Here is a 25024-nt window from a genome sequence, read left to right as displayed (position 1 = left end):
TTGTGCTTTTTGTTTTATATCCATTCGTTATTTCTTAATCAATCCTTTTTCAATCAAGAAGTCACGTGCTACATCTTCTGCTTTTTCACCGTCAATATCGACACGTGCATTCATTTTTTGCATATCTTCCAAAGAGATTTTCCCTGCCAACTCGTTTAGCACCTCTTCAAGTTCTGGATACGTTTTTAAAGTTTCCTCGCGAACTAGTGGTGCGGCATCATACTTAGGGAAGAAACCTTTATCATCAGTTGTGATAGCCAAATCAAATCTTTCAATACGACCGTCTGTAGTAAATGCAGTAATAACATCAACGTCACCTTGTTTAACCGCTTCATACATTACGTTTGGATCCAGACTTTCCTCTCCTGAAAATTCAAATGGATAGACTTTCACCATAGCATCGTAACCATCACCTGGACGTTCATAAAAAGCATGTGGTGCACCGAACACGATATCTTCTTTCTTGGATGCTTCAACCAAGTCCGAGTATGTCTCAGCATTATAAGATTTATCTTTGCTGTATGCTAACGTATACGTATTTTCAAAGCCTAGCGGTTCCAACCATGTTACGCCAAACTTCTCTTCATACCCTTTACGAACACGGTCCAGAATCCTGTCGGAGCTTTCTCCTTGTTCAAGATCTTCCTCTAATACCGATTGTAATCCAGTCCCTGTATATTCTACATAGACATCGATATCACCCTTTTCAATCGCTGGTGTTAAGATTGCGACCTCGCCAAGTCCTTCTTTATATTCCACTTTGTAATCTGTTTTAGATTCAACGTACTGGCCCAATATTTGGGGTAAAATGAATTGCTCTGTGAATTGTTTCCCACTTATTACAATCGGTTCACTAGCATCGCCGCCTGCATTATTTGAAGAGCCACAACCTACTAACGCCACTGATGCAAACAGTGCTAATCCTGCTAACCTTTTTTTCATGTATTTTCCTCCTAGTGTGTTTTCATTCCTTTTGGTGTTGCCTTCTTTTCCACCCACTTCAGCAATAAATCAAAACTGATAGCCAGAAGTGCTACAGGTAGTGCACCTGCAAGGACAAGGGAATTATTATACGATTGCAAACCTCTATAAATCACATCACCTAATCCACCGGCACCCACAAAAGTAGCAAGCGTCGCAATCCCAACTGTCAGGACGGTTGCTGTTCTGATACCAGCCATGATAAATGGCAATGCAAGAGGGAATTCAATTTGTTTCAAAATTTGGGTCCGTGTCATCCCCATTCCTCGACCCGCTTCAATAATTGAAGAATCAACACTAGTTAATCCCGTATAGGTGTTTCGGAGGATCGGCAACAGCGCATAAATAATAAGTGCAATGAGAGCTGTTTTTGAACCTATTCCGATAAGAGGTACCAAGAAACCAAATAGCGCTAAACTTGGGATCGTCTGAAATATTGCGGTGATGCCGATTACCGGTTCTGCATATTTTCGATAGCGCGCAATCAATATCCCAAGTGGCAAAGCAATTGCAATACCAATGGCCAGTGCAACAAAAGATAAATAGATATGTTCAAGAAATGCTTGTTGAATCAGGTCAGAGCGACTTTGGAGGGTTTCCAAGAAATCATTCATTAGAAGAAGCACCTACTTCCTTTGCAAGTACTGCTTTCAACAATGACGATTGGTCCATGTACCCGACAAATTCTTCATCCGTATATACCGCCAAGACATCTGTATGAGGTTGCTCCAACAATGCAATGGCTTGTTCCACTTCTTCTGAAGAGTTTATAGACACAATTTGTTCGCCAATTTTCGATTGCATGTAGTACGGTGACAACTCGCTCATCTTCCATTTGCCAAATGACCGTTTACGATTAATACGCTCTTCCCCGATAAAATTACGCACAAATTCATTGGCAGGTTCATTTATTAGTTCTTTAGGAGATCCTGTTTGTTCCACTTTTCCGGCACGCAGAACAATCATATGGTCAGCAATTTTCAACGCTTCATCCATATCATGCGTAACAAAGACAATGGTTTTTTGTATGTTTGCCTGAAGATTGCGCAATTCGTCTTGAAGTTGTTCGCGACTGATTGGATCCAGCGCACTGAATGGTTCGTCCATTAAGATAATGTTAGGGTCTCCAGCAAGTGCACGTACTACACCTACTCGTTGTTGCTGACCTCCACTTAATTCAAGAGGAAATCGATTTAAATATGTATCCGGATCCAGTCCGACAACATCCATCAGTTCACTTACGCGTGTTTGGGTTTTTTCCGCAGACCATCCCTTTAATGTTGGGACAAGAGCTGCATTTTTAGCAATTGTCATATGGGGAAATAAGCCGATGCGCTGGATTACATAGCCTATCGAACGTCTAAGTTCCACTTCATCTCGTTCTTTAATGGATTTTTCATCTATTAACACATCGCCTGAGGTCGGTATTTCCAACCGATTAATCATTTTCATCAACGTTGTTTTACCACATCCGCTGGGCCCAATAATTACCGTTAACATACCAGTCGGGATGTTTAATGAAACTTCTTTTAAAGCTTCCGTTCCATCCGCAAACCTTTTCGTTACTTTATCAAATCTAATCACAGCCTCAGCCCCTTTTAAGCTTCAGTATGTATATCCTTTTTCTATTACCCGTTTTTAAAAGGAAGTATGCACATTTCCCTAGGCTTATTATTAAAAAAACACATCCACTCGATTAGTTTAACCGAGTGGACGTAGCTTACTCCTTTAAAGCCTTGATTTGAGCAGTTAATTCATTGAAACGTTGGTCAAGTGCATCATATCTTACATCATGCTTTGGTATAAAACTGATTTCCCCTAGAATTGCCTGTCGCTCAGTCTCGAGCATTAATAGTTGTTGTTGTTGTGAGGTTTCTACTTGATGGTTTTGCCATTCTTTAAAACTCATGTCCATTTTTTTCATAAAACCATCTTCAAAGACTAGCAGCTTGGTAGCGATTTTCTCAAGAAAGTATCGATCATGCGTCACAAGGATGATTGTTCCCGGATACATCTCCAAAGTTTGTTCAAGCTGTTCGCGAGAAGGTAAATCCAAGTGATTAGTCGGTTCATCCAGTAGCAGTACATCTTTTTGTTCAAGCATGAACGCCATCAATTTCAATTTCAATCTTTCTCCCATACTCATCGATCCGATTGGCAAGTGCCAATGTTCTTTCCCAAAACCCAAGTTTGTCATCAATGTTTGAATCAATCCACGCGACTCAAAATCACGAGGAGCAAACCATTCATCAGGCGACTTTTCTTCAGGTAAATCATCTATCGATTGTCGCAAGTAGCCTATACGCATTGCTTTTGTTTTCCACAGTTCTCCCTCATATGACTCTTCTTCCATAAGCATTCGTAACCACGTTGTCTTTCCACATCCATTCGGTCCTACGAGTGCCACTCTTTCACCTTGCTTAATGGTAAATGAAGCATCCTTCCAAAGCGTGTGACTGCCGAAACTTTTAGTAACTAACTTAGATTCAATCACACGATTTCCTTGCTTACGGTTTGCTTCTATTGAAAAAGAGACTTTTTTCTCTTCTGTCAGTCGATTCAGTTCTGCTTTTGCTTTTTCTCCCTCAAGTCGATTGCGTTTTGAACGGACCTGAGTATCCATCCTCTTTGCTTTTACTCGGTAATATTCTTTATATCCATCTTGCTTCGTCGATTGTGAATGCGCTTTTGCAGACCAATTTTGAAGTTCAGAAATCTGTTCATTAATCCGAGCAATCTTTTTCTGTTGCACCTCAAACAGATGAGCCTGCGCTTTTCTTTGTTCTTCTTTATGATGGCGAAAAACCGAATAATTCCCTTCATACGCTTTGACACCTTGATGTTCTATCTCCCAAATGGAATCAGCCACTTCATCCAGGAAATGCCTATCATGTGAAACGACCAGAACAGTTCCCTTATAACGCTTAACTTGTACGATTAATTCATGCAGGCTTTGTTGATCCAAATGATTTGTAGGTTCATCTAAAAGCAATAATTGAACCTGATTCGAAAAAGCTTTCACCAATCTTTGTTTCATTCGTTCTCCACCACTCATTAATTCATATGCTCGACCTTTTGGGATATGCCATTTTGATAATCCACTCATTTGAGAAGATGAGAGTTCTTGTACTTCAGTTACTTGTTGCTTAAAATAATGCATCGACGGAATGCCACCGTACCACTGAATGAAACCTTTATTAGGTTCCATTTCATTCGCTAGTACAGACAGTAGCGTTGATTTTCCTTCACCATTTGCACCGACAATTCCGATACAGCCTCCTAAGCGGATATCGATCGTCACATCTTTCACAATCGTCTTCATTCCAAATTGTATCGATAAGTTTTGTAATTTCCCAAGTAATGTCATCTTAATCCCCCAATATCGGAGCAATAAAAAAATCCCCCGTTTTAATACGGAAGGATTCACTGGTCATTTATATTCATCACAAAAAAGCTCTTTCTATATGAAAAGAGTGGCGATGAAGGGATAAATGGGCAGACGAATCCAATTTCCGTTTTGCAAAAATTTTCATTTGCATTGAAATCAGATTAGAAATCCATCAGTCACCCGTCATCCCTTCTTACTTAATAAAAAAATTATACCATAACGCTTTTCAATTGACGCGCAATTTCGTCCATTTCGAAATCACTTACCTAGCCATGCCTTTTATCTACCCTTTTAATAAAGTAATTTTTTGAGCATATTCCTGAAAAATACTTTCAAATTGAAAAGCTTCTGCCAAATGCATTACCTGCAAAGAATCTTCAATATTCTTTTTACCATTAGATTCGTTACCAGTTTTGAACAAATAAACACCTTTTATAAATTTAAGAATTACTTTTTCCAATAAATATGTTTCATCTATCTCTAATTTATCTATTATCATTAAAAATTCGTTTGCATCATTTATTCTATTGTTTTCTAAACAAACTAAAGTAATATTCTCAAGAGTGTTAATGAGTGTTTCAAAACTCTGACGATCTTTATGGAAGATCTGAGTTTTTCTCATTATTTCTTTCGAAAGCACAATTGATGTTTCAATCGGTAAATAAGACATTGAATCTGCGAATAAGACCACATCAAATTGCGTCCATACATCGCATTGAAAAAAATAGTCTGTCAAAAAAGCTACGTTTTCATCAAAAATAACTTCTTCCCCCAATAAGCTTTTGTAATGAGATTCTAGAACTATAGCAGTAAGCTTCGAATAAATACTCGAAGTTTTCTTGTATAATAACCACTCTTCATCTACAAACCCTTTAAGCATAGTAGGATTATTTTCAATTACTGCCTTAGACAAGAATTCCAGCGATGATGGGATATTGGTTTTTTGAGATGACAGGAAAACAAATTCACGCATAGAGACTTTTATTTTATTCAAGAGGTGAAGTAATTTCTCCAAGGTTAAATCAGATTCCAACCTTTCAAACCGCGAAATAGTTGATTTCGAAACGGTTTGATCCGCTAAATTTTCAATAGATAACCCTCTGCTTATTCTAATTTCACGAAATACTTCCCCATATAACTTCAATTAAACACCCCAACATTCCCGTTTTAGGGAATTTTTTTAATAACCATTAAAAACGTGTGACTATTATTTTATAAACTTTTTTCAATCAAGTTTCATTATTAACGAGGAGGTGATGAATATGAGAAAACTAGCTACGGAACCCCTTTACAGAACACTCTTCAAAAAAATTAATGTAATTAATCCTTTGAATGTTTCAAAAGAAGTGATGTTAAAAGAAATTCAATCGGACTTACTTTCAGAATTGAAACAGTATAAAGAAAATAAATCTAAAAGGGCAAAATTATGAACAATATATGCTGAACGACTCTTCTTTAACAATTGTGCTGGTTACACATAGATTGGCACTGAAAGATTATGATTTATTTAATCACGTTTATGAACTATCAAAGACCTAATACTAGGCGATTATGTAAAGTTATAGTTTTACCTAAGGACGTACGTATATTAAAATTACGTACGTTCTTTATTTTGTGGTGCCTTAAGCTCCTGTTATGATGAGGCAGAAATGATAGGTCATTGACCGCTCACCTCATTTTGCAGCTTTTTCGTCAATCCTCTAAATACCAATTCATATGAATGCGTAATGCATTCTTTGAAAAGGGCGTCGGGTAAAGACCCATTAAGCGCTAGAGAATTCCAATGAGTCTTGTTCATGTAGTAGCCCGGTTTGATATCTTCATATTCTTCACGAAGCATGTCCGCACGTTGGGGTTCACATTTCAATGACAGGATTGGTGTACCCGATTGTTCATGACCAAACATAGCAAACATTTTCCCGCCGATTAAATAACGCTCCGCATCCCAGTCCTTCTGGTAATCAAACTTTGCTCCGTTATGTCCAGCACACCATGTTTTCAATTCACTAGTTTTCATCTCAATGCCCTTCTTCCGGTACAAATTCTACGTGAATGGAATCAGCGATTTTCCTGTAGCCGATTTCCTGATAAATTTTGTTAGACGTCGGATTCAACATATCTGTATAAAGCACACAGAAGTCATAGGTTTTGAGCAACTCTTCACTTCCTGCGGCCACCATCGTCCGCGCATATCCTTTTTTACGCTCCTCATGCGGGGTAAAGACGAATGATACTGTGACGCCTCGATCAGAAGGCCGCGATTTTTTCATCATCGATACAACTTTTCCATTGTCTTCCCAGAAGAATACTTCTTGGTCTCCAAGGATTCTCCTTACACTCTCGTTAATCACTTCGTGTGAAGAGTTTTTAAGTCCCGTATCTTGTTCAAAAGCTTTATACCACGTTGCAAGTAATGGAGCTTCGTCTTCCCTCGCATAGCGCCATGAACCCGGACTTTTATCTAAAGATCGATCTACTTTATCCAGTCGGTACAGACCTTGATCCATTAACACTCTCGCTTTACTTTTCGTCAGCTCCTGCCATTTTTCAGAAAAAGCATTTACAACATGCTTCACTCCGACAGCCGACGGTACAGGGATTTCTCTAGTGGAAATTTCTTGTGCTGCAAATGTCAAAATGTCTTCCATTTTTGTTTCATCCATAACAATTAGATTGAGAGGATGAGGGGGTGTCATTTGAAAAAGAGCCACGATTTGATCGTCCAACTCCACCGTAGCCATGAACGGATTTTCATAACGACCCGCTTTAATCCCCTGCAACACTCCGTAAAACAAACTATATAAATCTTCATTTTCCGTTAAATATGGCTTAGCTTTGTCCTCAAAATCCTGAGGATTCAGAAATACATTAAATTTCATCTGACAATATCTCCCTACTGTTTTTAATAGTAGATATTACACAAATCTTCTGTCAATGTCACTATCTTTTTAAGGAAAAAAGGTGGATTTAGGAAATGAAGCTTCATTCATTGCAACTTTTGGGATTTGGTTGCAACTTTCTCGATTTCATTGCAACTATCTTGATTTCGTTGCAACTTCTAGCATTTCGTTGCAACTAACCAATTTTCTCCTAATAAAAAAATCCATCTCCTAGTCTTGGGAGATGGATAATTCTTTTTTAGAAATCAGATTACGTTCTAATTTCATGACAATGATTATACTGATTTCGTACAACAAGATCATTGGAATCAACACCATGAAATCACTAATAAAGTCGGGTGGAGTCATGGTTGTCGAAATAATAGCCAGTATCACATAAGACCATTTTCGAACCTTCTTCATATTTTCTGATGTCAACACGCCTATGGCTGACAAAAACATTGCAATGATTGGCAGTTCGAAAAGGAGACCCAGTGGGACTGTCGTCATTAGTAAAAAGTGAATATATTCATTTGCTGAAACCATCACTTCAAAATTCACTTCTCCAATATTAATTAAAAATTGATAACTTAATGGATTTACAACAAAAAATCCAAAAGAAATACCAACTATAAACAGGACAAGCATGAGAGGAGAGTATAATCCAATAAATCGACTCTCCGTAAAGTTTAATCCTGGTTTAACGAATTGCCAGATAAAGTGAAAGATAAAGGGTAATGAAAATCCGAGAGACAGCGCACTGGAAATCGACATATAAAATTTCACCACTTCAAGTGGCCCTAACACGATTAATTCATTACCTCTAGTCACGTATGGAAACCATAGATTGATGGTTGATAATACAACAATGAAGAAAAATAGAAACACGGCCACACTTTTAATGATTTGTTTTCTCAAATCCGTTAGATGATCCACAAGGGTTCCTTCATCGCTTTCCAACGCACCTTCATCAACCATTTCAGTTGTTGCCCCTACTTCTTCTATGATTTTTTTGTCTAATGGACTAATTATTTTCTTGTTGTGATGTTCGTATGGGTCCATGAATTACACCTTCTATACGATTTCTGATTTCTTTTCTTCTTTTTTCACTGGTTCGTCGTCATCCATTAAACCTCTTGTAGACTTTTTGAATTCAGAAAATGTCTTTCCTACTGCTGATCCGATTTCAGGTAATTTTTTTGGTCCGAATACGATGAGTACAATAACGAGGATAATAATTAATCCTGGTACACCTATACTTCCTAATCCACCCATTGGTATTCCTCCTTTTGGTTATACGAGTGATCCACTCGTTTTACTGTATTTGATGACGCCTTCTGCGGCACGGTACGCAAGTGCGCCGACTGTTCCTGTTGGGTTGTAGCCACCATTGTGGGCAAAGTTCCCTGCCCCGACAACGAATAGATTTTCGGCATCCCAATGTTGCAGATAGTTATTCACTACCCCTTCTTCAGGAGTTAAACTCATGACCGTACCACCCGTGTTGTGCGTCGTTTGATAAGGGACAATATCATATTGATCAATGGCACCTCGATTAACTACTGTTTTCGCGCCCATTTCCTTCATGATCTCTCCCGATTTTTCACTAATGAATTTGTGCAACGCAATATCTTGTTTGGTGAAGTTATACGTAAGCTGCAATAATGGAACACCATACGCATCTTTATATGTGCCATCCAGAGACAAGTAATTCTCTTTGTGTGAAATCGATGCCCCTTGTGCACCTACTGATAAGGTTCTTGTAAAATTATGGATTGACTGTTTCTTAAATTCCGCTCCCCAAGTTGGCGTGTCAGGTAGAGCTACGTTTGTCGCAATAGGTCTGGAACCCGTTTGCGTAATGGAAATATTTCCACCATGAATGAAATCCAGATTACTATGATCGAAACTATCACCATTAAAATCATCAATTGCCATTCCTAATGCCCCAGCTCCCATGAACGTATTGTATTGATCATCGAAGAATCCAGTAGCACCCGGTAGGATTTGATAACAATAATTGCGCCCCAATGTCCCTTTTCCTGTATCAGGATTATATTGCTCACCGATTTTGGATACCATTAATAACTTCGTGTTATTAAATACATAACTCGTCAATACGACCACTTCTGCTGGTTGAATGAATTCTTCACCGGAGATTGTATCGATATAACGAACACCCGTTACTTTGTTGCCACTTTTCAATACTTCCACTACGTTTGATTGGAATCGAACCTCAAAATTGCCTGTTTTTCTAGCGGTAGGCACTACCGTAACTTCAGGAGACGATTTCGCTCCATACTCACAACCAAACCGTTCACAGAAACCACAATACTGACAAGCATTTATTTGTGCGCCATCGGGATTTGTATAAGGCTCGGACAGATTCGCCGAAGGCATCATAAATGGATGATAGCCCAGTTTACTCGTTGCAGATTCAAACTTCTTCAGAATAGGAGTCTTCTTCATAGGAGGGGTTGGATAGTCTGCAGATCGTTTCCCCCAATGCGGGTTTTTATTTTCACCTGAAATTCCTGCCGTTTTCTCGAACTTGTCGAAATATGGTTCCAGCTGATCATAAGTGAGTCCCCAGTCTTGTAAAATATAGTCGCTGGATAATTTATTCGGTCCATATTTTTTGTCCGTCATCGTTTTTATCTGAAAATCGTAAGGAAGAAATCTCCAGTTTTGTCCATTCCAATGCGTACCAGAACCCCCTAATCCCTCACCAAGCAAAAAGGAACCCATCTGTCTCATTGGCAGCGCAGGCATCTTGCGATTATTTCTGAAGGTCACGGTTTCTTTTGATAAGTTTTGCATCAATTCATAACGAATAGCATAACGATATTCGTCATGCACCATGGAAAAGTCTTCGGTTCCACGTTCTTGTCCACGCTCAAGCCCCACTACTTTCAAGCCTGCTTTCGTGCATTCTGCCGCAATGATACCGCCTGTCCATCCTACCCCGACAGTTACAACATCAACTTTTGGTAAAGTTTTCACCATTTCGCTTCCCCCTTTTCCTAGTGCATGCTACCAAGTGACTTTGGCTCGATTTTTTGGAATTTATCACTCTCAATCACATTGATATACGCCATCTGATGACCAGGGAATTCTTTCATTCTCCAACCATCCATATTGTTATTGCCGTTGTAGATCGGATCAGCGTATGCTCCTTCCAGAGTGGCTGCACGTAATAACTGGAAGAAAGCCCCGGAGGTTACACCACTCATGGCGACTTCACCTTTTTGAAATGCAGTCAAGATTTCATCCATTTGTTCGACTTCGATTTTTGAAAATCCGTTTTTAAAGCGTCCCTGGGCCTCTGCCTCTAGTTTCATGACACCTTGCTTGAAAATCTGCGCGCGGGTTAAACGGCTTTGGTACCCTTGTGTAGCCGCACCCACTGCAAAAGGTCCCTGCATATATTCTTTCGAGTTACTACCATACTGACCCGCCAATTGATTATCGATAAAATAAGGTACTCCAAGTTCAATGGCACCAGGCCCCAAGTCATCTTTTGGGAAGATTCGTTCCGTTGCATTAGCCAAGACTTGAAAGTCCCGGTCGTTTGTAAAGAACATACGCCCTTTGTTTAACGCGGCTTCTTGTTTATGTTCGCCAGACTTCTTGTCCGTTGGTGATGTCTTCGAATTGTTTGCATTATAACCGATCAATCCACCAAGGAGACTTCCACCAATCAGCGCTCCCGTTGCCACTCCCGAAGTTTTTAAAAAATCACGTCTTGAAAAATTTTTCGTTTTCTTTGCCATACCTTCACTCTCCTCAATTAAAATAGACTATCTTATAAATTTTTGGGTATATAGGATTGTAAATCTTTTGAATCCCTATTTTACTATTAAAGTAACGAATATTCAGAAATATTAAATCATCATTCAGGAGGATTGCTTATGCACACAAATCTAACGTTAAAAGAAATTCCTTTCTTTTTGAGATGGAAAGATGACAGTTTGGATGTTCAGTTTGAATACGATACTACCACCGCAGATTATGAACTCTCTCAAATATACAATGTCCAAATTGAGGAAGATTTAAACCGTTTTCAAGTAGTAGATTTACCTTCCTGGAAAGTGGCGTATACAGATGAAATAACCGCCATGCAACATCGTGTTTATTTTTATAGATCCACAGCTATTCTAATAATGTCGCTATTGATTCTTATTCCTGCTGTTTTCCTATATTTCTATCAAGATAATATGTGGGTTCTGATTGGCGGAGTTGCCTACACGCTCCTTTCTGTCTTCTTAGTCGAATCTTACAACCAAGCGTTATTAAATAAATTTCAATATCATTTTAAAAATCATTTGCAGCTGGAACAGCTTGTTGCAGCTAAATCGATTCCTTTTGAGCAGTTTGATCTCGACAAGGAGACTACACCTTTAGTTGTTCGGAAAGATTCTTACCCACCCATCAAGATTTCTAAGGTTGAGAAAGGCTCTATGAATGAAGTTCGTTTTACAATGACTGAAGAAGGCATCAAACCCTTTGCTAAGGTTACAGAAAACTTATTCAATACCCTTACTCAAACAACATAAACCTATAAATTGGAAAACCACTGTGGTTTTCCAATTTTTTCTGTTTTAAAGTGATCTTTTTATGGATTCCTTTCGTTTACCAAATGAGAGGAAGTTGTGCACACTTTCGACCTTCTGTATGATGTAAATAGAATGTTTGTACAGAGGGGGGTAAAAATGGATAATTTTACTGATTCGCAGTTGTATGATCGGCTAAGGTCAAAAGACCAATCAGCCCTTGAAGAATTGTATGATCGCTACGAACGGCTCGTTTATTCCTTTGCGTATCGCATGACTCAAAATGCGCAATTGGCTGAAGATACAGTACAAGAAGTATTTATAAAGTTGTGGAAAGATCACGCACCTTATACCGAAGATAAAGGAAAGTTTTCTTCCTGGCTCTTGACCATGACCCGCAACACTTCACTAGATGCCCTACGAAAGAAAGGCAAACAACAAGAAGTTGGCTTGCTCGATAAAGATGCCGAGCAAATGAAAGCACCGATTGATGAACTTCCTGAACAAATGCTGGAATGGAAAGAAAAAGGTACGATTTTGCGAAAAGCCATCGATCGTTTAAAAGACGATCAGCGCTCGATTGTGGAGCTTTTCTACTTCCACGGTTTGTCGCAGGAATCCATTTCAACAAAACTCGATATACCGCTCGGTACAGTGAAAAGCCGTATTCGATTAGCACTACAGCACTTACGAAAACATTTAGAATCAGAAAGGGGGATGTCACCAAATGGACCGTCAGATGTGTAATCAACTCGTTGACTATTTTAATGAACAATTGAGTGAAGTTGAAAAGCATGCTTTCGAAAAGCATCTTGCGAGTTGTGAAGATTGCCAAGTGGAACTGGCTGAGTGGCAAGCATTAACGGAAGATTTACCGTATGTTTCGGCTACAACCAATCCCCCTGAAGGCATGAAAGAGCGTATTTTAAGTGCTGTCTTTGAAGAGGAAACTACAAAAGGACCCGTAGCAAATATTGGACCTGGACCTGTACTTCCTGTTAGAGACATTGATTCACCATTTAAAAAGAATCGTGTTGTATCATGGTTCCCTGCAGTAGCCGCTGTTTTGATGCTATCCCTAGGGACTAATATTTTCTTGGCTTCACTCGTGAAGAATCAACAGGAAGATTTAGTTGCCCAAGGTGAAGCAGTTGATCAACTGCTTGCTTATGTGAACTTAAGCCCAGTAGAGGGGAATGCCTCCGGAACGGCTTCTATTGTAAAACATGGAGATGAAACTCGAGTGGTCGTACAAGCGAGCTCACTACCTGAACTATCCAATGACGAAGTGTACCAGGTATGGTTAATAGATGAAGAAGGACCTAAACGAGCAGGCACGTTCAAGTCTGATTCACAAGAAGGAGCAGTTGTCTTCACGTTGCCTGAAGGAATGGATCGAGATTGGACGCAAGTAGCCGTTTCTCATGAACCGAATGCAGAAAGTGAAACACCATTGGGCAATGTATTGATGGCTTCGAATTTTAAATAAACGTTAAATTGAGTGGGTTTTCGAACCTGCTCAATTTTTTTGTGCTTTTTTTGAATGATTGGGGCAACTTTGAGTCCGATTGGGGCAACTATGCATGCCATTGGGGCAACTATTGGTTTGATTGGGGCAACTTTCACGATCATTGGGGCAACTAACCAATTTCCTCCTAATTATGATGAACAACCCCCTTTTTAAATGGTTTTAAAAAATTTCTGAACAAAAAGTGATCCAAATCAAAACGGCTTTCGTTAGCTATTCGAAACCAAAACAAACCCAAACAAAAAGGAGAGAATTTAAAATGAAAAAACGTACACTATTAGCTGTTCCATTATCAATGAGTTTACTGGTACCAACTGCGGCTTTCGCACACGATCATGAAGGAAAGGCTTCTGAAGGGAATGTGGATACAAGCGTATCGACTCCAGCATCGGAACTTCGTTCATCTTTAGGTCATTTATTCACTGAACATGCTTTCCTTGCAGTTGAAACGTTGAAAAAAGGTGCAGATGGCACGGAAGACTTTGAAGCATTAGCTGGTGCATTAAGTAAAAATACAGATGACTTAACTGCAGCAGTATCTTCAGTTTATGGTGAAGAAGCAGGCGCACAATTCAAGACTATCTGGAGTTCACACATTGGGTACTTCGTAGATTATGCGACAGCAACAAAAGCCAATGACCAAGCCTGAAAAGATAAAGCAGTTGCTAATTTAGACAAATACATTGTGGAACAAGCAGCTTTCTTAGACACAGCTACGGAAGGTCGTTTAAAAGCTGCTGATTTAGAAGCAGGATTAAAAATGCATGTAGAACAACTGGTTTGGGCTTTCGACAGCTATGTCGCTGGAGATTATGAAACTTCTTACATGAACGAACGTGAAGCAATCAAGCATATGACAATGGTGGCAGCTGGAATGGCTACGGCTATTACAGATCAGTTCCCTGACAAATTTGAAAAATCAATGGCTGTAACGCCTGCAGCAGATTTACGCGCTTCACTTGACCAGGTATTTACTGAACACGCAGGACTAGCAGTAATGGCAATGCAAAATGGGGTAGATGGAGATCCTGACTTTGATGCATCTGCAGCAGCTCTACTAGCAAATGCTGATGATTTATCTGCAGCAGTCGCTTCAGTTTATGGTGAAGAAGGCGGAGCGGCATTCGAAGAAATCTGGAAATCTCATATTGGATACTTCGTTGACTACGTAACAGCAACTGCAAATGATGACCAAGCTGGTAAAGACAAAGCTATGGAAGAATTGGATGGCTATATCGTAGAGCAAGCGGCATTCTTAGCAGCAGCAACAGAAAATCGTTTACCAGCAGCAGACCTTGAAGCTGGTCTTACCGAACACGTTGACCAATTATTAGCAGCCTTCGATCAATACGTGGCAGGTGATTATGAAGCATCATACGCTTCACTACGTGAATCTTACGCGCATATGTTGATGCCTTCTAAAGGCTTATCACAAACAATCGTTGATCAATTCCCTGATAAATTCAGTGGACAGTCTATGCCAGACGGTATGCCTAAAACAGGTATGGGTGGCACAGCGGACCAAGATGGATTGCCTTATGAGTGGTTCCTACTTGGTGGTTTAATAGCAGCAGCTTTAGGTGGCGCATTCACATTACGCAGACGTTCAAACGAGGCGTAATCACGTGAAAAAGTTATTAAGTGTTGTACTGGGTACCTCGTTACTTCTATCGGCTTGTCAAGCGGAAGAAGCAAGCCCAGAGCCAGCGGTAGAAAAAGAAGAGGCTTCCAGTGAGGAAGCCTCTTCTTCTACAAAAGCAGCCTTAACTTTAAGCGACGGCCAACTAACTGCTTCCAAACTCATAAAAGATGAAAGACAGGGAATTGTCCCTTCCCGTCTTAAGATTCCAGCCATCAAGGTGGATGCACCCATTAACCCCGCTGGATTGACTGAAGGTGGGGATATGGATGTTCCGAATGATATCGTATCGACTGGTTGGTATAAAGAAGGATATATGCCCGGTCAACCAGGCAACTCAGTCATCGCAGGACATGTGGATGGTAAAAATGGACCTGCGGTATTTTACAACATTGGAAAATTAAAAACCGGTGATGAAATTATCGTCAATGCTGAAGATGGTTCTGAACTTATTTTCGTTGTGGACAGAGTTGAGATTTACCCTTTTGATGAATCCCCGCTAAGAGAAATTTTCGGTTTCAGCACTGGAAGTAGATTAAACCTAATTACATGTACAGGTGAATACAATAAGAAAGGTTCTTATTACGAAGATCGTCTTGTTGTTTACTCTACATTGAAAAATTCCTAAAAAGAGTGAATCGTCCTTAAGCGGATGATTCACTCTTTTCTATGTGCTCGATATGTTGTAACCATTGATTTACTTCTTTAGGTGACTTTAATGTAACGACGTCTGATTCTAATTTGGCTAACATTGATAACATCTCTGGTCGTGCATCTGTTGGATAGCGCCAAATCCATCTTACAAACTCCCAATCTATTTTTTCCGGACAATCTTCCCCCATATCCGGACGTGTTGTCCCGCGATACATCCACGCACGCTTACATGCGCGATAGAGGCAAAGGACATTTGAGAAATCAAGAAAAATGATAAGATTTGCATACTTTGCCCGTAATTCGATGGAAGAATCATAATTTCCATCAATAATCCACTCGGGCTTAGCTAATTCCTTCTCTACCCTATCCATAAATTCAGGGCGTGGCGAAGGTTTCCAGCCAGGTTGCCAAAACATGGCATCCAAATGGACAACAGGTAATCCCAACTTCTCCCCTAATAGACGTGATAACGTGGATTTCCCCGCTCCGCCCGAACCCACAATTAGGATTTTTCTATGATTAAGCTGCGTCTTCTTCAAATGAACAGACTCCAATCGTATTGCCATCTAAATCTTTAAACTGAAAGAATTCAACATGGCCTCCAGTTTGTACCGGTGTCGCATCAACACCCGCATCCAGCATGAAATGATGTGTAGCATGAATATCCGCTGTATAAAGATTAAACCACTCATGTTCTTTTGGTTTACTAGTACCCATTTGCGGGCTTCTCACGAGCGTAAAAGCTGTTTCTCCATTTCCGATATCCATCGCGGCATAACCCTTGACTTCATCGTGCCATCTCAAGGTAAATCCACACTTGTCTTCAAACCATTTGATTGAGCTGTTTGTATCCTGTACAGGCAAAAATACGGTGTCAATTCTTTTGAACATAGCCGACTCTCCCTTATCACAGATATTTGGTAGCTTTATTCTATCAACTAATAATGTGTTGTGCCAGCGCATTTTCCACACTATTCGCAAAACTATCGCCTGCTCCCCAATCAAATCTAAAGAACGGACTTTCTGAACTGCCAGAGGCTACCGCATGGACTTTGGTCACATCACCGAAGTTATCAATGGTTACTGTCATCGATGAGCGATTACCCGTTCGCATAAAGAATTTTTCCAGGACAAATACCACGACTTGATGGTCTCCTGAGTAGCGTTCATAGAAATCGACGAGTTTCCCCGAAATACTGCCCTTTATCACGCCATCATTAATTTTATTCATCGCCTCATCAGGGCTAATATTTATATTAAATTCTCTTATACTCAATTCCGATTCCCCCTTTTACCTGTTATACGGTTCCGGGGAATAAAAGGTTTCTGTACACTTCCACACAGAAAAAGAGATACTTATTTTAAGAATGTGCTGTTTTCAGACGTCAACTCTCGTTTTTTCAGACGTGACGCTTCATTTTTCAGACGTCCTCTCAGTTTTTTCAGACGTGAATGTCTAAAAGTCAGACTGAGATTCCTCAAGCAACCAATGGCAACATTCTTTCACAGAAAAACCCACCAAGTCACGGCGAGGCCACAACTGGTGGGGCCATTTGATGTTAAAACCTTTAATTGGGGTTGTTCGATTTGCTCGACAGCCATTTATGTAGAGTATTTATCTGCATACAACAAAAATACCATGAACACTGAGTTCACGGCATGTATATTTGTATACTTCATCTTCCAAAAAATGGACATCCACGATAGCAGATGCCCTTAACTAATTAGCTTTATTTCAAAAAAGAGGCCTCCTTTTAAAGAGAACCTCCCCACTAATTATTCAAGTTCCAACTGTTTCGTTTCTTTTCCTAAAAGCACAACTGCCAGAACACCAATTACGATTGCGATACAGAATATGCTAAACACCAAACCGATATCGTAACCCTTAGCTACAAGCGTCCCAACCAATAATGGCCCTAAAATCCCTCCGATTCGACCAACAGCTGCAGCCATTCCTGCTCCCGTTGCACGAATAACAGATGGATATTGTTCTGGTGTATACGCGTACAATGCACCCCATGCTCCTAAATTAAAGAAGGACAAAAATGCGCCTGATACAATCAGTAACATTGTCGTATCCGCATTTCCGAATACAAATGCGCTCGCTGCTGTACCCAGTAAGTAAGTGACCAACACAAATTTGCGGCCCGCTTTTTCAATTAGCCACGCAGCAGTGAAATATCCAGGCAATTGTGCAAATGTCATGATAAGCACGTACTCAAAGCTTTTAATTAACGTAAATTCTTTCATCACCATGACACTCGGTAACCATAGGAACATTCCATAGTAGGAAAACACGACAGTGAACCATAAAATCCATAACATTAAGGTCGGTTTCGCATAAGCTTTAGACCAAACCGCTTTAATGTTTTGTCCATAGGTACGTTCCCGCACTCGTTTTGCCGTAAATTGCGGCGAGTCTGGTAAATTCAATCGTAAGTAAATGGCATAAAGTGCTGGCAAAGCCGTGATAATTAAGGCGATTGACCAGCCATACTCTGGAATAACGAAATAAGAAATAATTGCGGCAATCAGCCATCCAGCTGCCCAAAAACTTTCCAACAATACAACAACTCGCCCACGTTCTTTTGCTTCCACACTTTCAGATACTAACGTAGATGCGACCGGCAGTTCCCCACCTAATCCCATTCCTACAAAAAATCTAAAAATCAAAAAGATGGTCAGTGATGTTGAGAATGCGGATAATCCACTTGCCACTGAAAAGAGAACAAGTGTCACGATAAAGATCCGTTTTCGTCCAACGCGATCAGCGAAAATCCCAAAAACAAGTGCTCCTACTGCCATTCCGATGGAGTTAACACTTCCGATCCATCCCATTTGTCCTGGAGTCAGAGCCCATTCATTGGCTAGGGCTACGATAACGAAAGATAAAATTCCAACATCCATCGCATCGAACATCCATCCAAGACCGGCAATTCCTAATAATTTATTACGGGAAATCGATTTATTCTCTTTTTCTCTAACTTTAGTCATTTGAACTCCCCTTGTCTTGACACGTGTCATATTCTATCTTTACACATCAGTATAGTTCTATAAAACCAATACTACAACTCTCTAAAGTGAAAAGTACAACTTTAACTCCCGATGGCTGGTTCTCAGTTTGACTTTCTGGAGTTGACGTCTGAAACTTTCGTTGTGACGTCTGAATTTTATGGGCCGACGTGTGAAAAATTGACTTAGACGTCTGAAAACCATAAAATGCGGATACCAAAAAAGCGAAATGATCTGTGTCATTTCGCTCCTCACCTTATTAAGCAATCAATAATAAACTCAATGCCATCACGGCCATCCCACCTACGACTCCATATATGGATAAGTGGGCTTCATCATACTTCTGTGCAGCCGGCAATAACTCATCCAATGAAATGAACACCATGATGCCCGCTACCGATGCAAAAATCATGCCGAACATGATGTCGTTCAAAAACGGCATTAAAATTAGGAACGCTACAATTGCTCCTACAGGCTCGGCCAATCCAGATAAGAACGACCATTTGAATGCTTTCTTTCGATTTCCGGTTGCATAATAAATGGGTACAGCAACTGCAATTCCTTCAGGGATATTATGAATCGCTACAGCGATTGCGATGGCCACTCCTAGGTTTGGATCTTGTAATGCCGAAACGAACGTAGCAATTCCTTCAGGGAAATTATGAATACCAATGGCCAATGCCGTGAATAATCCCATTCGCATAAGTTTGGTGTACTCTTCATTGGAAGGTTGAATGTCCATCTCTTCTACACCTTTCACATCATGTGGGTTTGTGGATTTAGGCAAAAGTTTATCAATTAATGCGATCAAGATAATGCCACTGAAGAATCCGATGACGGTCATCCAATAGCCTTGCGTAGAACCTAACTCATTAACCAAAGCATCTTTCGCTTTCACAAAAATCTCGATCATGGATACGTAAATCATGACACCCGCAGAAAATCCAAGTGCCAGCGATAAAAATTTAGTATTGGTTCGCTTTGTTACGAACGCTAATAAACTACCAATACCAGTGGCTAACCCTGCAAACAGGGTTAATGCCAAAGCAAATAATACTTGTCCTTCCATACGCTCAACTACTTTCTCTGACAACTGTTGGGTTAATTGTATGAGATAAGTTTTCTAACCGCAACTTCCTTTATGAAGAAACTCGGATAACTCGGATAATAAACTATTACTTAACTTTCTCAACTATAAGAATACCCCACTACGTAAAAACGAAGGATTATATACTCTTGGTTGTAAAAATCGACGTTGACGTAGGAATTATCGGAGTTGACGTAGGAAAAATCGGCGTTCACGTTGTAAAAACATCTTTTCGCGTGTTCTTCGTCTCGGTAAATCCTCGCTTGCACCAATAACTTTCTAATTTCGCGGTCTCATTCCTTAGAAAAGGTTTCTACTTATTGTCTTGATGAGGAGTACCCCTGTGATGAGTACCCTCAGGAGTCAAGATAAAGTAGACTGCGGGAATAGTGAAGTGTCGAAATCCACTCGAACGCACAGTTCGAGATCATACTGTTTTCTCCTTCAAATATTGACCGATTTTTTGCCAGTCCTCTTCAACTTGTTCTCTTAAAGAAGGTCTGTAAAAGACGGAAGCTGGGTGGAATGTGGGGACGATCATATAGGGTTGTGATGTTAAGCTAAACTGTTTGTCCTCAAGTTCATTTAAATATTGGATTGGTTGGATTAATTTTTGTCCATGTAATTCAGTTACCTTCGCTTTCTTTCCCAGTAATCTCTGTAAACCAATCGTACCTAGCGTAACAATTAATTGTGGTTGCAAATGTTGGATTTCATAATCTAGTAATGGTGCATGAGCCAGAATCTCGGCGGGCTTAGGCGCACGGTTGTATGTTCGTTTCACCATCGTGCCATCACGTTCTTTTTTTGTGCCCCATTTGTACGGTCGACTTCTGACAGGGCTGGTCATATAGACATCATCACGTGATAAACCTATACTGTTCAACGATTTCATGAGCTCATCGCCCGCCCGTCCGATAAATGGAATGCCAGTTTCTATTTCATTCTCTCCTGGCGCTTCACCAATCAACAGTAACTTTGGCGTGATGCTCCCGTGACTACGCACAAATCCTTGCACGTCGTATCCTTCAATACGTTTTTGTCCAAGTTCAACTAATTCATCCGGAATCGTAAACACTCCGTACCACCTCTTTCAAAAAGAGTCCTACGCCATTTCTCTGACGTAAGACCCGTTTATTCAGGCTGTGCCACTCTTTTTTTCATGTGACGAGTTCGCCACTCATACCAGATGACCACCAGTATGAAGAGTGAATAGCCACACATCCAACCTGCAACCACATCTGTCCCATAATGGTTATTACCCGCAATGCGCGATAAACCAATTAGCAAAGTAAAAGTTATTGCACTAAGCCAGATTCCGATACGCCATTTAGTAGATGCTCGATTTTCAGTTAAAAAATATGCATATGTAAAAATATATAGTAAACCTACCATTGCATGATTGGATGGAAAACTGAAAGTCGTCAATTGATGGGGAATATCTGGACGAGCCCGTTGAACCCATTCTTTAATGGCGAGATTTATAATATTCCCTCCACCTACTGTAAGAAGCACAAACAACATTCCCCGATAGTTTCTGCTTTTAAATGCAAGATAGACAATCAAGAGAACGGCTGCAGAAACAACCCAAATTGGTTCTCCAAAATAATGGAAGAATCGAATGAATTCATTTCCAATTAGTGCCTCTCCAATTTCCCCGTCAAATTCAATCATTTCATCGTGAGTAAAACTGAAAAACAGAGCAATGAAACCAATAAACGTGACAACCGCTAAAGGATAGAACCATTTTTTCATACCAATCACGCTCCTTATTAAAAGTTATCTTATCATATTCTTATAACTCCTTTCCCGTTAATCAACCTGTCGTCTAAGACTTTCGATTGAAATTTAGTTCATTCCGTTTAATTTTCCCCGAGAGTGGTAAAGTACTGTTGTGTCAGAATTAATGATTTGAAAGGAGATTTTTAAAATGAGTGTAACCTACAAAGAGTATTTAACAGATGATGAAGCAATTCGCGGAATTCAAGAAATTAAAGCCAAAGGTGTACATGAGGACGATATTTACGTACTTACTCATGAAAATCATCGTACAAATCAAGTAGCTGATATGGCAGATGCGAATACAGTCGGTGTTGCTGAACAAGGCTTAGGTACGTCCCTAGCAAATGTTTTCCGTAAAAAAGGAGACGAACTTCGAGCGCAATTTGAAGAGCTTGGTTTTAGTCAGCCGGAAGCCGAACGATTAGAAGAAAAACTTGATGAACATAAAGTGGTAGTGGTGGTTAAAAACTCACCAGCTGGATTTACTTATTGATCAACCAAACTCTATATGAATAAAACAGCCTTCCCGAGATATTCGGGAAGGCTGTTCTTTTTACATTTCTTCTGCGTTATCCAGTACTTCTTGTGGTACAACAATCTTTTTAATGCCATTGTAATTACTAAAAGTAGATTTCATATCTTGATATAGGTTCATTTCTTCCCCATCCATTGCCATCGTCATATCCATTACAACATTTAATGCTGTTGTATTGAATGTTTCTTTATCGATGAAAATTTCGTAATCCACTTGTTTAATAGTTAATTCTTTCAACATTTCCTGTTGATCTGAGCCTAGTTCCGGCATGGTTTCTGCTAATTGTTTTTGAATCAATCTATTAAACTTGTCACCAGAAGCAGACAAATTTAATATGTATTCCTTGTCATTTTGCTCAAATGTAAAGTCGTCCATAAATGTTTCTAAGTCTTTCAGTTGTTGAGACGGGTCTGCTTGTTTTTGTGAGATGGCCATCATCTGCTCGTACATATCCGCCGACAACTTCATCCATTGCTGTGACATGTTATCATGCGTAAAGAATCCATCTTCCGTCATATAGCTTTCCATTTCAATCTCTTGAGGCTGACCTGAAGACTCTTGACCAGGAATCATCGTGGATGTAGTCCCCTTTTGATGCATGCTCAAAGGATCGACAATTAAATCCATTGTCATTTTTGAAGTTGTATCCATCGCTACATCTTGCGCGGGAACTTCAATTTTTTGAACCATTTCTAGATTTGCACTAAGGCTTTCAATAGATTCAGATTGTGCTAATGACTTCTCAAATACTTGTTTCAGTGTTAAATCACTTGTATTTTCTTCTGTCGTATCGGAAGTTGGAGTTGCTGATGAATTACATGCAGCTAAGCTTAGCGCTAATGCGCCAGCAGCCATGAGTGTCATCCACTTTTTCATGTTGTCGCCACCTTTACCTCAATTTTCTTTCTTCTTATACAAGTGTATCTTGAAAAGGTTTCAATTGGAAATCTTTTTTGAGAGAAAGGGATTTTTTTCCTTTTGTTGAATAAATATTTTAAGGAGTGATTTCAATGAAGGATTTGGAAAAGGAATACCCGGTTTTAAAAAAAGACCGACAATATCGAATGCAAAAGCAGAATGAAAAAAGAGGAATTCTAAAATATCTAACAGTATTCTTCGACGTGATATTGAAAGTAATTTTTAGGTAGAAAAATTTTATTTTGCGACGAGTAACCGCAGGAGCAATAACTTTTTTTGCGACGAGTAACCGCAGGAGCAATTTTTCTTGCGACGAGTAACCGCATCTCGCAAGCGCAAATGCACACTACAAAATCAGATTTTTTATATTCCAGCACTCTTCAGTCCATACAAAAAAGCCTACCGATATCTATCGGTAGGCTTTTAACTGTTTGATTAACGTATGCCACGCATGAACTTCTCAATTTTTGGTGAAAGAATGTACATCGCTAAACCGATTAGCATTGCAACCGCACCGATGACACCGAAATAAACGATTTCACTTTCAGGATTGTAGAATTTCACGACTTGCGCATTGATTGCTTGAGCAGAAGCACTTGTTAAGAACCATAAGCTCATTGTTTGAGCCGCAAAGGCCGCTGGAGCAAGTTTCGTAGTTGCTGATAATCCAACTGGAGAAAGAAGTAATTCACCAAGTACTACTAGGAAGAAACTCAATACTAACCACCATGGGCTAACAAGTGTTTCAGTTCCGTTCATGTATGCTGGAATGATCATCACTAGGAATGACATACTCGCAAAGAATAAACCAAGGGCAAATTTCTTCGGAGTTGACGGTTGTTTAACTCCAAGACGTACCCATAACCATGCAAATATTGGGGCTAACCCAATAATGAATAATGGATTTAATGATTGGAACCACGCTGGGTTAATTTCCCATGATCCAAGCATCAAGTCAGTACGCTCATCTGCGTATTGAGCAAGGATGATTGATCCTTGTTCTGCAATTGCCCAGAAGACCATTGCAGAGATGAATAATGGAATGTAAGCGATAACACGAGATTTTTCATCTGCGTTCGTTTTTGAACTGCGATACATAACGATGAAGAAAACCGTAGGAATAACGATACCCAAGATTGAAACAATCATTGTAAAGACATCGATTGTCATGATTCCGTTAGTAATCAAGACATAACCAATAATCAAGATGGCAACTAATCCGATCGCAATACGCGTGAATACAGTTTTACGCTCATCTTTAGACATTGGGTTTGGAACAGACGATCCTGCAAGTCCAAGGTATTTCTTTTTCGTAATAACAAAAACAACTAAACCTAGGAACATACCGATTGCTGCAAGTCCAAATCCTAAATGGAAGCTATAGTCCATTCCGATAGTACCTACAACTAATGGCGCAAGGAAAGCACCCATGTTGATACCCATGTAGAAAATACTGAATCCAGAGTCACGACGAACGTCGTTATCCGAATACAAATCTCCCACGATGCTAGAGATATTCGGTTTCAATAAACCTGTACCAATAATGATTAAGGCCATTGAAATGAATAGTGTCGTAATTCCACCTGGTAATGCCAAGACTGCATGTCCTAGCATGATGGCTACCCCACCATAGAATACGGTTTTAGTTGTACCGAGCAGTCTGTCAGCAATCCAACCACCGATAATTCCAGACATGTATACAAGTGATCCGTATACAGCCATGATTGAGTTCGCTGTCGATTTGTCCAAACCAAGTCCACCTTGGTTTAGTTCATAGTACATATAGTAGAGCAGGATTGCGCGCATTCCATAATAGGAGAAACGCTCCCAAAACTCTGTGAAGAATAAGCTTAATAAGCCTTTTGGATGTCCAAAGAATCCTTTTTGAGGAACCGACTGGACGATTTCTTGTTTTGTCGCCATTCTTTTCCCTTCTTTCTTCTTGATTTTAATATATACACATTTCCTTTTTAGATGAATGTGCAAAATATACTGATAATAAAGGTCCGATTGACTTATCAGTAAAAGACAACTTTTACATTCTAACGTGCACTCTTTTAATTGTCAA

28 protein-coding genes and 1 pseudogene are annotated in these 25024 nt (G+C 39.8%); 9 read left to right on the top strand and 20 right to left on the bottom strand.

The genetic code is table 11. The features are described from left to right. Positions 1-27: 27 nt before the first annotated feature. The 5 genes from ACQKEV_RS14920 to ACQKEV_RS14900 all read right to left on the bottom strand — a co-directional run bounded on the left by ACQKEV_RS14920 (position 28) and on the right by ACQKEV_RS14900 (position 5513). Positions 28-942, bottom strand: coding sequence for a glycine betaine ABC transporter substrate-binding protein (locus tag ACQKEV_RS14920; RefSeq protein ID WP_427447251.1), 915 nt, complete (start codon positions 940-942; stop codon positions 28-30). An 11-nt stretch (positions 943-953) separates the two neighbouring features. Continuing rightward, positions 954-1595, bottom strand: coding sequence for an ABC transporter permease (locus ACQKEV_RS14915; protein ID WP_427447253.1), 642 nt, complete (start codon positions 1593-1595; stop codon positions 954-956). Continuing rightward, the gene (locus ACQKEV_RS14910) at positions 1588-2565 is read right to left on the bottom strand and encodes an ABC transporter ATP-binding protein (protein ID WP_427447256.1); all 978 of its coding nucleotides are present in this window, start codon (positions 2563-2565) and stop codon (positions 1588-1590) included. The genes ACQKEV_RS14915 and ACQKEV_RS14910 overlap by 8 nt, the downstream gene beginning before the upstream one ends. 136 nt (positions 2566-2701) lie before the next feature. Then, a complete protein-coding gene (abc-f, locus tag ACQKEV_RS14905) occupies positions 2702-4348 on the bottom strand; it encodes a ribosomal protection-like ABC-F family protein (RefSeq protein ID WP_427447258.1) in 1647 nt (548 codons plus the stop codon). A gap of 304 nt (positions 4349-4652) precedes the next feature. Next, positions 4653-5513 carry a helix-turn-helix domain-containing protein gene (locus ACQKEV_RS14900; RefSeq protein ID WP_427447260.1) on the bottom strand — a complete coding sequence of 287 codons (861 nt, stop codon included), beginning with the start codon at positions 5511-5513 and terminating at the stop codon, positions 4653-4655. A 118-nt stretch (positions 5514-5631) separates the two neighbouring features. On the opposite strand from ACQKEV_RS14900, the gene ACQKEV_RS14895 reads away from it, so the two are divergent. After that, a complete protein-coding gene (locus ACQKEV_RS14895; protein WP_427447262.1) occupies positions 5632-5799 on the top strand; it encodes a hypothetical protein in 168 nt (55 codons plus the stop codon). A gap of 227 nt (positions 5800-6026) precedes the next feature. Here ACQKEV_RS14895 and ACQKEV_RS14890 read toward each other — a convergent pair whose 3' ends face one another. The 6 genes from ACQKEV_RS14890 to ACQKEV_RS14865 form a co-directional block, all read right to left on the bottom strand. Beyond that, positions 6027-6386 (bottom strand): MmcQ/YjbR family DNA-binding protein, encoded by a 360-nt coding sequence (locus ACQKEV_RS14890; RefSeq protein ID WP_427447263.1) that lies wholly within the window; start codon positions 6384-6386, stop codon positions 6027-6029. Between the two features lies 1 nt (position 6387). Beyond that, positions 6388-7248 carry a GNAT family N-acetyltransferase gene (locus tag ACQKEV_RS14885; protein ID WP_427447265.1) on the bottom strand — a complete coding sequence of 287 codons (861 nt, stop codon included), beginning with the start codon at positions 7246-7248 and terminating at the stop codon, positions 6388-6390. Between the two features lie 231 nt (positions 7249-7479). Then, positions 7480-8310, bottom strand: a complete 831-nt coding sequence (tatC, locus tag ACQKEV_RS14880) for a twin-arginine translocase subunit TatC (RefSeq protein ID WP_427447267.1) — start codon at positions 8308-8310, stop codon at positions 7480-7482. Positions 8311-8322: 12 nt separating this feature from the next. Next, complete coding sequence (tatA, locus tag ACQKEV_RS14875; RefSeq protein ID WP_269925885.1) at positions 8323-8523, bottom strand: twin-arginine translocase TatA/TatE family subunit; 201 nt, start codon at positions 8521-8523, stop codon at positions 8323-8325. 18 nt (positions 8524-8541) lie between these two features. Continuing rightward, entirely contained in the window at positions 8542-10254 is a 1713-nt protein-coding gene (locus ACQKEV_RS14870) for a GMC family oxidoreductase (RefSeq protein WP_427447269.1), read from the bottom strand. Between the two features lie 17 nt (positions 10255-10271). Further along, the gene (locus tag ACQKEV_RS14865) at positions 10272-11021 is read right to left on the bottom strand and encodes a gluconate 2-dehydrogenase subunit 3 family protein (RefSeq protein WP_427447271.1); all 750 of its coding nucleotides are present in this window, start codon (positions 11019-11021) and stop codon (positions 10272-10274) included. A 138-nt stretch (positions 11022-11159) separates the two neighbouring features. On the opposite strand from ACQKEV_RS14865, the gene ACQKEV_RS14860 reads away from it, so the two are divergent. The 6 genes and pseudogenes from ACQKEV_RS14860 (at position 11160) to ACQKEV_RS14835 (ending at position 15596) form a co-directional block, all read left to right on the top strand. Beyond that, entirely contained in the window at positions 11160-11804 is a 645-nt protein-coding gene (locus tag ACQKEV_RS14860; protein ID WP_427447273.1) for a hypothetical protein, read from the top strand. A gap of 156 nt (positions 11805-11960) precedes the next feature. Then, positions 11961-12548, top strand: a complete 588-nt coding sequence (locus ACQKEV_RS14855) for an RNA polymerase sigma factor (protein WP_427447275.1) — start codon at positions 11961-11963, stop codon at positions 12546-12548. Next, complete coding sequence (locus tag ACQKEV_RS14850; RefSeq protein WP_427447277.1) at positions 12529-13290, top strand: anti-sigma factor; 762 nt, start codon at positions 12529-12531, stop codon at positions 13288-13290. The genes ACQKEV_RS14855 and ACQKEV_RS14850 overlap by 20 nt, the downstream gene beginning before the upstream one ends. A gap of 54 nt (positions 13291-13344) precedes the next feature. Next, positions 13345-13485 carry a hypothetical protein gene (locus tag ACQKEV_RS14845; protein ID WP_427447278.1) on the top strand — a complete coding sequence of 47 codons (141 nt, stop codon included), beginning with the start codon at positions 13345-13347 and terminating at the stop codon, positions 13483-13485. A 103-nt stretch (positions 13486-13588) separates the two neighbouring features. Beyond that, positions 13589-14950 (top strand): annotated as a pseudogene (locus ACQKEV_RS14840) (copper amine oxidase). Between the two features lie 4 nt (positions 14951-14954). Further along, positions 14955-15596 (top strand): class F sortase, encoded by a 642-nt coding sequence (locus tag ACQKEV_RS14835; protein WP_427447280.1) that lies wholly within the window; start codon positions 14955-14957, stop codon positions 15594-15596. Between the two features lie 16 nt (positions 15597-15612). Here the strand turns inward: ACQKEV_RS14835 and ACQKEV_RS14830 are convergent, their stop codons facing one another. From ACQKEV_RS14830 to zupT, 5 genes are all read right to left on the bottom strand, one after another. Beyond that, the gene (locus ACQKEV_RS14830) at positions 15613-16161 is read right to left on the bottom strand and encodes a DNA topology modulation protein (RefSeq protein WP_427447283.1); all 549 of its coding nucleotides are present in this window, start codon (positions 16159-16161) and stop codon (positions 15613-15615) included. Then, entirely contained in the window at positions 16142-16513 is a 372-nt protein-coding gene (locus ACQKEV_RS14825) for a VOC family protein (protein ID WP_427447284.1), read from the bottom strand. Before ACQKEV_RS14825 ends, ACQKEV_RS14830 begins: the two co-directional genes overlap by 20 nt. A gap of 43 nt (positions 16514-16556) precedes the next feature. After that, positions 16557-16898: a DUF6054 family protein gene (locus ACQKEV_RS14820; RefSeq protein WP_427447286.1), complete on the bottom strand. Its 342-nt coding sequence runs from the start codon at positions 16896-16898 to the stop codon at positions 16557-16559. A 500-nt stretch (positions 16899-17398) separates the two neighbouring features. Beyond that, entirely contained in the window at positions 17399-18616 is a 1218-nt protein-coding gene (locus ACQKEV_RS14815) for an MFS transporter (protein ID WP_427447287.1), read from the bottom strand. Positions 18617-18893: 277 nt separating this feature from the next. Further along, positions 18894-19703 carry a zinc transporter ZupT gene (gene zupT / locus ACQKEV_RS14810; RefSeq protein WP_427447413.1) on the bottom strand — a complete coding sequence of 270 codons (810 nt, stop codon included), beginning with the start codon at positions 19701-19703 and terminating at the stop codon, positions 18894-18896. A 167-nt stretch (positions 19704-19870) separates the two neighbouring features. On the opposite strand from zupT, the gene ACQKEV_RS14805 reads away from it, so the two are divergent. Next, the gene (locus tag ACQKEV_RS14805) at positions 19871-19996 is read left to right on the top strand and encodes a hypothetical protein (RefSeq protein ID WP_427447290.1); all 126 of its coding nucleotides are present in this window, start codon (positions 19871-19873) and stop codon (positions 19994-19996) included. Positions 19997-20148: 152 nt separating this feature from the next. Here ACQKEV_RS14805 and ACQKEV_RS14800 read toward each other — a convergent pair whose 3' ends face one another. Both ACQKEV_RS14800 and ACQKEV_RS14795 read right to left on the bottom strand, forming a co-directional pair. Beyond that, the gene (locus ACQKEV_RS14800; RefSeq protein WP_427447292.1) at positions 20149-20799 is read right to left on the bottom strand and encodes a uracil-DNA glycosylase; all 651 of its coding nucleotides are present in this window, start codon (positions 20797-20799) and stop codon (positions 20149-20151) included. 56 nt (positions 20800-20855) lie between these two features. Beyond that, positions 20856-21476 (bottom strand): phosphatase PAP2 family protein, encoded by a 621-nt coding sequence (locus ACQKEV_RS14795; RefSeq protein WP_427447294.1) that lies wholly within the window; start codon positions 21474-21476, stop codon positions 20856-20858. A 175-nt stretch (positions 21477-21651) separates the two neighbouring features. Between ACQKEV_RS14795 and ACQKEV_RS14790 the strand changes: the two genes are divergently transcribed. Continuing rightward, positions 21652-21996 (top strand): general stress protein, encoded by a 345-nt coding sequence (locus ACQKEV_RS14790; protein WP_427447296.1) that lies wholly within the window; start codon positions 21652-21654, stop codon positions 21994-21996. 60 nt (positions 21997-22056) lie between these two features. Here ACQKEV_RS14790 and ACQKEV_RS14785 read toward each other — a convergent pair whose 3' ends face one another. Both ACQKEV_RS14785 and ACQKEV_RS14780 read right to left on the bottom strand, forming a co-directional pair. Next, positions 22057-22914 (bottom strand): DUF6612 family protein, encoded by an 858-nt coding sequence (locus tag ACQKEV_RS14785; RefSeq protein ID WP_427447298.1) that lies wholly within the window; start codon positions 22912-22914, stop codon positions 22057-22059. Positions 22915-23391: 477 nt separating this feature from the next. Then, positions 23392-24879, bottom strand: coding sequence for a peptide MFS transporter (locus tag ACQKEV_RS14780; protein ID WP_427447301.1), 1488 nt, complete (start codon positions 24877-24879; stop codon positions 23392-23394). Between the last annotated feature and the right edge of the window lie 145 nt (positions 24880-25024).

Source organism: Paenisporosarcina sp. NPDC076907, from assembly GCF_050269735.1.
Lineage (GTDB): Bacteria > Bacillota > Bacilli > Bacillales_A > Planococcaceae > Paenisporosarcina.
This window is presented reverse-complemented; position numbering and strand designations above follow the sequence as displayed.